8 protein-coding genes and 1 pseudogene are annotated in these 7,797 nt (G+C 71.6%); 3 read left to right on the top strand and 6 right to left on the bottom strand.

Annotated features, from left to right (window positions below; genetic code table 11):
- Window positions 1–1,024, top strand: a 1,024-nt coding sequence (locus J1C73_RS09375) for an acyl-CoA dehydrogenase family protein (protein WP_207315924.1), incomplete at its 5' end; no start/stop codon positions are given.
- Window positions 1,025–1,073: 49 nt separating this feature from the next.
- Here the strand turns inward: J1C73_RS09375 and J1C73_RS09370 are convergent.
- Window positions 1,074–1,238 carry a hypothetical protein gene (locus J1C73_RS09370; protein ID WP_164494590.1) on the bottom strand — a complete coding sequence of 55 codons (165 nt, stop codon included), beginning with the start codon at window positions 1,236–1,238 and terminating at the stop codon, window positions 1,074–1,076.
- 74 nt (window positions 1,239–1,312) lie between these two features.
- Between J1C73_RS09370 and J1C73_RS35925 the strand changes: the two are divergent.
- Window positions 1,313–1,444 (top strand): annotated as a pseudogene (locus J1C73_RS35925) (LysR family transcriptional regulator); the annotation flags it as partial.
- A 195-nt stretch (window positions 1,445–1,639) separates the two neighbouring features.
- On the opposite strand, the gene J1C73_RS09360 reads toward J1C73_RS35925, so the two are convergent.
- From J1C73_RS09360 to J1C73_RS09345, 4 genes are read right to left on the bottom strand one after another with little or no spacing between them, the layout of a single operon-like run.
- Entirely contained in the window at window positions 1,640–2,218 is a 579-nt protein-coding gene (locus J1C73_RS09360; RefSeq protein ID WP_123468807.1) for a GNAT family N-acetyltransferase, read from the bottom strand.
- Window positions 2,219–2,233: 15 nt separating this feature from the next.
- Entirely contained in the window at window positions 2,234–2,827 is a 594-nt protein-coding gene (locus tag J1C73_RS09355) for a TetR/AcrR family transcriptional regulator (RefSeq protein ID WP_123468809.1), read from the bottom strand.
- Window positions 2,828–2,865: 38 nt separating this feature from the next.
- Complete coding sequence (locus J1C73_RS09350; RefSeq protein ID WP_207315923.1) at window positions 2,866–4,524, bottom strand: class I adenylate-forming enzyme family protein; 1,659 nt, start codon at window positions 4,522–4,524, stop codon at window positions 2,866–2,868.
- On the bottom strand, window positions 4,521–5,285 hold the full coding sequence (locus tag J1C73_RS09345; RefSeq protein WP_207315922.1) for an SDR family oxidoreductase: 765 nt from the start codon (window positions 5,283–5,285) through the stop codon (window positions 4,521–4,523). Before J1C73_RS09345 ends, J1C73_RS09350 begins: the two co-directional genes overlap by 4 nt.
- A 184-nt stretch (window positions 5,286–5,469) precedes the next feature.
- Between J1C73_RS09345 and J1C73_RS09340 the strand changes: the two genes are divergently transcribed.
- The gene (locus tag J1C73_RS09340; protein WP_207315921.1) at window positions 5,470–6,759 is read left to right on the top strand and encodes an exo-beta-N-acetylmuramidase NamZ family protein; all 1,290 of its coding nucleotides are present in this window, start codon (window positions 5,470–5,472) and stop codon (window positions 6,757–6,759) included.
- A gap of 77 nt (window positions 6,760–6,836) precedes the next feature.
- On the opposite strand, the gene J1C73_RS09335 is transcribed toward J1C73_RS09340, so the two are convergent.
- Window positions 6,837–7,797: penicillin acylase family protein (locus J1C73_RS09335; RefSeq protein WP_207315920.1), on the bottom strand; the 961-nt coding region annotated here is incomplete at its 5' end.

The following is a 7,797-nucleotide window of genomic DNA, read 5'->3' as shown; positions in this document are numbered from 1 at the left end:
CCTGCCGGACGCCGAGCACGGGGCCGGGCTGACCAATCTCCAGTACGCCCCGCTGGCCGAGATCCTGGGCCGCTCACCGCAGTTGGCGCCGACCGCGCTGAACTGCGCGGCGCCGGACACCGGGAACATGGAGGTGCTCGCCCAGTTCGGCACCGACGAGCAGAAGAAGCAGTGGCTGGAACCGCTGCTCGCCGGTGAGATCCGGTCCGCGTTCGCGATGACGGAGCCGGAGGTGGCGTCCTCGGACGCGACCAACATCGAGACGCGGATCGCCCGCGACGGCGACAACTACGTCATCAACGGCCGCAAGTGGTACATCTCCGGGGCGATGAACCCGGACTGCGCGATCTTCATCGTGATGGGCAAGACCGACCCCGACGGCGACGACATCCGCCGCCAGCAGTCGCAGATCCTCGTCCCGCGCGACACCCCGGGTCTGACCGTGAAGCGCGCCATGAAGGTGTACGGCTACGAGGACCACTACCACGGCGGCCACGCCGAGGTGGTCTTCGACAACGTGCGGGTGCCCGCGGCGAACCTGGTCGGCGAGGAGGGCGGCGGTTTCGCCATCGCCCAGGCGCGGCTGGGACCGGGGCGTATCCACCACTGCATGCGGCTGATCGGCATGGCCGAGCGCGCCATCGAGCTGATGTGCCGGCGCGCGGTGTCCCGCAACGCCTTCGGCAAGCCGCTCGCCCAGCAGGGCGTGGTGCAGAACTGGATCGCGGACGCCCGTGTCACGGTGGAGCAGCTGCGGCTGCTGGTGCTGAAGACGGCCTGGCTGATGGACACGGTGGGCAACCGCGGTGCACACACCGAGATCCAGTCCATCAAGATCGCCACCCCGCGTGCGGTGGTCTCCATCCTCGACCAGGCGGTCCAGCTGTACGGTGCGGGCGGCGTCAGCCAGGACTTCCCGCTGGCCGAACTCTGGGCCGCGGCGCGGACGCTGCGCCTGGCGGACGGCCCGGACGAGGTGCACCAGCGGTCGCTGGCGCGGCGCGAGATCAAGAAGTACCTGTAGGGGCCGTGCGGGCGGGCCCGTACCCCGGTGCGGGCCCGCCCGGCATCGCTCAGTAGCCGCCGTACGGTACGTGGTCGGCGAGCGCCAGTTCGCGGGCGAAGGCCCGCACCCGCAGCAGGCACCGCGCGAGGAGACGGACGCCCCGGAGCCGGTGCGGCCCGTAGGCCACGGTCCACAGGGCGGGGACATGGGACGAACCCTGGATGTGCGCCATGTATCAAGCTTCACCCCGTCCTCGCGGCCGGTCCAACAGATGGATTGGCTGGCTGCGATCGATCACGTGGATGGATGGAGATACGCCGGCTCCGCCACTTCATGGCGGTGATCACGCACGGCAGCTTCACCGCGGCCGCCCGTGCCGAACTGATCGTGCAGTCCGCGCTGAGCACGTCCGTCCGCAATCTCGAACGGGGCCCCGGGCCACCGGCTGGCGAGGGCGGGGCGCACCCTGATCAAGGACCTCGCCGACGAGCCGTTCATGGACTTCCGGGCCGGGACCGGTCTGTGGTGCTGGCGGGACGGGCACCCCGGCCGCGCAACCCGACGGCGGTGGCGCTGCTGGAGCGGCTGGCCCGCGATGGCTCCTGAAGGGGGGCGCGGGCCGGACACGGCCCCTCAGCGGCGCGCGTCCCGGTCGCTTCCCGACCCGGCCCATTCGTGCCGCAGCAGTCCGAAGATCAGCTCGTCGACGCGCTGCCCGTCGCGCTGGATGCTCTCGCGCATGACGCCCTCGCGCACGAAGCCCAGGCTCTCGAACATCCGCACGGAGCGCGGGTTGTCGGCGAAGACCTCCGCGGTGATCCGGTCGAGGCCGAGGACGTGGAAGGCGTGGTCGACGGCCCGTGCCGCCGCCAGTTGCCCGTAGCCGCGCCCCCACAGGTCCTTCTCACCGATGACGATGCCCAGCCGGCACCGCCGGTGGGCCCGTTCGATGAGGGCCAGGTGGAGGAAGCCGATGGGCTCCGCGCGGCCGGCGAGCCCGATCGCGAGGTGGACGATGCCGTCGCTGGGACGCATCCACCGCTCCAGCGTCGCGGCTACCTCCTCACGGGTGAACGCGTGCGTCTCGTCGCCGCTGAGCCGCTGGATCTCGGTGTCGTTCTTCCACCGCAGCAGCGGATCCAGGCTCGCCGGCGTGTGGGGTCGCAGCTCGACGACGGCACCGTTCGTCCGGGAGGCCGGCTTCTCGTTCATCCGTCTGCCGCCGGCCTACGGGCGCAGCGCGCGCAGCAGCAGGTCCGCGAGGTGGTCGGCGACCTCCTGCTGGGTGAGCGGACCGTCCGGCCGGTACCAGGTGGACAGGTGGTGGACCGAGCCGAAGTGGTAGTCGACGATCAGGTCCGCCGGGGTGGCCGTGGAGAACACCCCGCTGCGCTGTCCCTCTTCCACCAGGGCGCGGAAGCGCTCGTGGTAGCGGCGGCGCTCCATCCGTACCTGCTTGTTCTTCTCGGGGCTCAGATGGTGCATCGAGCGGAAGAAGATCGAGGCGTCGTCGAGGTTCTCGATGGTGGTGACGACCACGTCGGCCGCTGCGTCGCGCAGCCGCTGCTCGACGGGCGCGTCGGCGTCCGCGAAGGCGTCGAGGCGCTCCTGCTGGAGCCGCAGCACCCGGGCGTAGACCTCCTGGAGGAGGTCCTCCTTGGAGCCGAAGTAGTGGTAGAGCGCGCCCTTGGTGACGCCTGCCGCCTCGACGATCTCCTGGACCGAGGTGCGGTCGTACCCCTGCTCGGCGAAGAGCCGGGTGGCGGCGGCGAGCAGCCGCTGGGGAACGGGGGTACCGCTCCCGTCCGTCGCCTTGGCCATAGCCGCCACCTTCCTTCCGTGCGGTGCGTGAACCGGTTCTAGCGGGGTGAACGCAGTTCCCGCCTCAGGATCTTCCCACTTGCCGTCTTGGGAAGTTCGGCCAGGATCTCGACTTCGCGCGGGTACTTGTACGCGGCGAGCCGTTCCTTGCAGTACGCACCCAATTCGTCCGGTTCCACCGAGGAACCGGGCCGCAGGCTGACGTAGGCCCGGACCGTTTCTCCCCGGTAGGCGTCGGGGACGCCCACGACGGCCGCCTCGCGGACGGCGGGATGGGTGTAGAGGACGTCCTCGACCTCGCGCGGCCAGACCTTGAAGCCGGAGGCGTTGATCATGTCCTTCTTGCGGTCGACGACGTAGAGCCAGCCCTCGCGGTCCATGAAGCCGATGTCGCCGGTGCGCAGTTCGCCGTCCGGGAAGGCGGCGGCGGTGGCCTCGGGCAGCCGCCAGTAGCCGGAGACGACCTGCGGGCCGCGCACCGCGATCTCGCCCTGCTCGCCGAAGGGCACGTCCGCGCCGTTCTCGTCGATGATCCGCACCACCGTGTCCGGGCCGGGCACGCCGACCGAGAGGGTGCCGGACACCGGGTCCACCGGGGCCTCGCGCTCGGGAGGTACGGAGGCGCAGGGCGCGGTGCACTCGGTGAGGCCGTAGCCGTTGCGGATGTACGGGCCGAAGGCCGCCCGGAACTTCTCCACGAGTGCGGGCGGCAGCGGTGCGCCGCCCGAGGAGATCACCTGGAAGGAGGCGAAGTGCCCGGGCGTGACGCCCGGGGTGGCGGCGAGCGCCATGAAGGCGGTCGAGGGGCCGACGGTGTAGGCGGGGCGGTGCTCGGCGAAGGCGTCGAGGACCACGCCGGGGTGGAAGCGGTAGGCGAGGACGAGGGTGCCGGCGTTGGCGAGACAGGCGGCCAGCTGGCACACCATGCCGGTGATGTGGAAGAGCGGGGCGAGGGCGAAGTAGGCGGAGCCCTCGGCGATGGGGTGACCGGTGCGCTGGCGCTCGGCGTTGACCATGATGTTGCCGTGGGAGTTCATGGCGCCCTTGGGGGTACCGCTGGTCCCGGAGGTGTAGCTGATGAGCGCCACGTCGGCGGCGGTGAGCTCCCGGCCGGCGGGGGCCGCGAGGCCCTGCCGGGCGACGGCCACCAGATCGTCGGCGTCGTCGGCGACGGGCAGCCTGTCGAATGTCAGCACCCGCTCGTCGTTCTCCGTCTGGAAGTCCAGCTCGCAGGCCGTGACGGCGATCCGGACGGCCGGGGCGGCTGCCGCGGTGTCCCGCAGATAGGCCTCCCAGGCCCGGTCCGAGCAGATCAGCGCGCAGACCTCGGCGTCCTTCAGCACATGGCCGGCCTCGCCGGACTTGTACATCGGGTTGAGGGGGACGACCGTCGCCCCGGCCTTCCAGGCGCCCAGCAGGGCGAGGACGAACTGCGGCGAGTTCTGCAGCATGATCGCGACCCGGTCGCCCCGCCGCAGGCCCCGGGCGGCGAGGTGGCCGGCCACGGAGTCGGAGAGCTCCTCCGTCTCGCGGTAGGTGAGGCGCCCGTCGAAGTAGGCGAGGGCGGGGTGATCCGGGGCGCGGCCGACGGAGTCCCGGAAGGCGTGCACCAGGGTCGCGGCCGGGTGGACGGGGGTCCGCTGGGCCTCGCTGAGCAGCGGGATCCAGGGCTTCGCTGCGTAGATGGACTCGGTCATGCGCCGGTCTCCTCCCACTTCTGCTGGAGGTGGTTCATGCTGCCGAGCCAGTGGTCGGTGTCCTTGGCCCGGGCCCGGTAGTACCCGGCGACCTCGGGGTGCGGCAGGACGAGGAAGCGGTCCTCGGCCATGGCGGCGAAGAGCGCGTCGGCGACCTCCTCCGGCTCGATGGCGCTGGGGGCGAGCACGAGCTCCCCGGCCGATCCGGCCGCGGTCAGCATGTCGGTACGCACGCCCTGCGGACAGATCGCGTGGACCTTGACGCCGCGGTGGCCGTAGGTGAGGGCGAGCCATTCGGCGAAGGCGACCACGCCGTGCTTGGTGACGCTGTAGGGCGCCGCGCCGATCATCGTGAGCAGTCCGGCGGCCGAGGCGGTGGAGACGAACCTGCCGCTGCCGCGCGCCAGCCAGTCCGGGAGCAGCGCCCTGGCCGCGCGGACGTGGGCCATCACGTTGACGTCCCAGGCGGCGGCCCAGACCTCCTCGTCGGCGAAGACGTCGCCGGGCGAGGCGAGGCCCGCGTTGGCGCAGTAGACGTCCACCGTGCCGTCCAGGGCGTCCCGGGCTGCGTCGACGATCCGTGAGGCGTCACCGGCGACGGCGGTGGCGCCGATCTCCTCGGCGAGCGCCGTGATCCTGCCCTCGTCGAGGTCGTTGACCACGACCCGCGCGCCCGCGGCGGCGAATCTGCGGGCCAGCGCGGCTCCGATGCCGCCTCCGGCCCCCGTGACCACGACGCCCGCGCCCTTCACCGTACTCATCGCTCCCGCCTCTCTCAGCCGACTGCACCAGCAGACTAACCAGTCGGTATGTCGTCGGGGAAGAGGCTGGCGCCACTCGTGCATCACTCCCGTCACATCCGTCCCGTCCGGCTCGTTCCCTGCGGCCCGTGTGCGCGCTAGCGTGCGTGACCATGACAGACGTCGCGATCATGGAGGTAGCCGAATGAGCCTGACCAGACGTGGTTTGCTGGCCGCCGGCAGTGCCGTCGGAGCCCTCGCGGCGACGGCCGCGTCGGCCGGCCCCGCAGCGGCCCGCCCCTCGCACGGCAACCAGCACCCGGGCGGACACGGGAGCGGGAACGGCCGGTTCCGTACCGGCTTCGACCGGCTCTCGGCGGACGGCTACGCGCTGCTGAAGGGCCAACGGGTCGGCATCGTCACCAATCCGACCGGGGTCACCTCCGACGTCCGCCACATCGTCGATGTGATGCACCCGGACGCACGGGTGAACCTGACGGCCGTCTTCGGCCCGGAGCACGGCTTCCGCGGCACCGCGCAGGCGGGCGGCTCCGAGGGCCGGTACGACGACCCGGCGACCGGCCTTCCGGTCTACGACACCTACCTCAAGAGCGGGCAGCCGCTGGCCGACGTCTTCACGGCGTCCGGCGTCGACACGATCGTGTTCGACATCCAGGACGCGGGCGCCCGCTTCTACACGTACATCTGGACGCTGTACGACTGCATGGAGGCGGCGGCCCTCGCGGGCAAGAAGTTCGTCGTCCTGGACCGGCCGAACCCGGTGTCCGGGCGGGCGGCTCTCGGGCCGGTCCTCGATCCGGCCTTCGGCACCTTCGTGGGCCGCCGGGAGATCGCCCAGGCGCACGGCATGACGGTCACCGAACTCGCGCTGCTGTTCAACGGGGAGTTCCTGGCGGACCGTCCGGCCGAGCTGGAGATCGTGAAGATGTCGGGGTGGTCACGCTCGGACTTCTTCGACGGGACCGGGCTGCCGTGGGTGCCGCCGAGCCCCAACATGCCGACGCCCGACACCGCGCTGGTCTACTCGGGCACCTGCCTGTTCGAGGGCACGAACCTCTCCGAGGGGCGCGGCACGACGCGGCCGTTCGAGCTGCTCGGCGCGGAGGGGATCGACCACACGTGGGCGGCCGCCGCGAACGCCCTCGACCTGCCCGGGGTGGCCTTCCGCGAGGCGTACTTCGCGCCGACGTTCTCCAAGTTCCAGGGCAGGACGGTGGGCGGGGTGCAGGTCCACGTGCGGGACCGGGAGGTCTTCGACCCGGTCCGCACCGGCATCGCCCTGCTGGTGACGGCGAAACAGACGTGGAGCGGCTTCGCCTGGCGACCGGACAACTGGATCGACAAGCTCACCGGCAACACCCGGGTCCGCACGATGATCGACGCGGGCGCGGACACGGACGAGGTCGTGGGGGCGTGGGCGAAGGATCTCGCCGCGTTCCGCTCCGTGCGCAAGCGGTATCTCCAGTACCGGTGAGACGGTGCCGGGCGGGTCCGGGTGCGCGGCCCCGCCCGGCGACCTGTTGTGTCCTCAGGCGCCGGACGGGCTGGAATTCAGCGGTGCGCCGGGAACTCCACCACCTGCTGGTACGTCGGGCGGTTCTGCCAGTGGATCGCCTTCTGCCCGATCCCGCCCAGTGCCCGGTGGATGATCGAGTCGGTGCACCACTGCTCACCGGCCTTGCAGGTGTCGTCGGCCGGGTAGACCTCGGCCGCCGGTACCGCCGCCGCCTGCTTCAGCGTGGACAGCAGCGCCGCGCGGCAGCTGCTCAGATCACCGTTGCCGCAGTAGGTCCTGGCCAGCGGCCCCTTGACCGGCTGCCCCAGCACCTGGCGCAGGTCCTTGTCGGCGAAGCCCCACCAGCCGTACTGGAAGGCCGAACCGCTGTGCGCGCCGCTCGGCCCGTGGCTGGCCGCCGGGGACTCGTCGGTGGCGAGGTTGGCGGTCAGCGCCCCGTACAGGTCGTCGCCGAGCCCCGGCTTGAACTCCGCGTCGATCAGTTTCGGCCACCAGGCGTCCATGATCCGTACCGCGTCGGCGTAGGTGTACGCGTGCGAACCCGGGCTGCTCTCCTTGCGCTGGGCGCCCGCCGCCCGCCAGGAGTCCAGCTGCTGGACCACCGCGTTCAGATCCGGGTCGGTGACCGGCTGGGAGCGGATCACCTTCAGCAGTTCGGGCAGCAGCTGCTCCCCGCGCAGATCGGTGAGTGCGGCGTCGGCCATCGCCCGGGTGAGGGACGCGCGGGTCACGCCGCCCTCCTCCACCAGCTTCGACACCCGCTCGTCGAGCAGATCGGCCCGGTGCACCGCGCTGAGCCCGAAGCCCGCGGAGGCGTACCCCTGGGCCTGCTTGTTGTTCCAGGACACGTAGTAGTCCTGGCCGCTGGAGTGCGGGTGCTCGGCGAACGGGGTGTAGTCGGCGGTGTTGGCCGCCGGATCGTAGCCCTGCCACTCGTACGCCTTCTCGGCCTTGACGGGCAGCGCCGGGTCGACGCCCGGTGCGCGCACCGGGTTC

The sequence above is a fragment of the Streptomyces laculatispora genome (genome assembly GCF_017353455.1).
Taxonomy (GTDB): Bacteria; Actinomycetota; Actinomycetes; order Streptomycetales; family Streptomycetaceae; genus Streptomyces; species Streptomyces laculatispora.
Note: the sequence above shows the minus strand (reverse complement) of the source record. Positions and strands in the feature narration are given on the sequence as shown.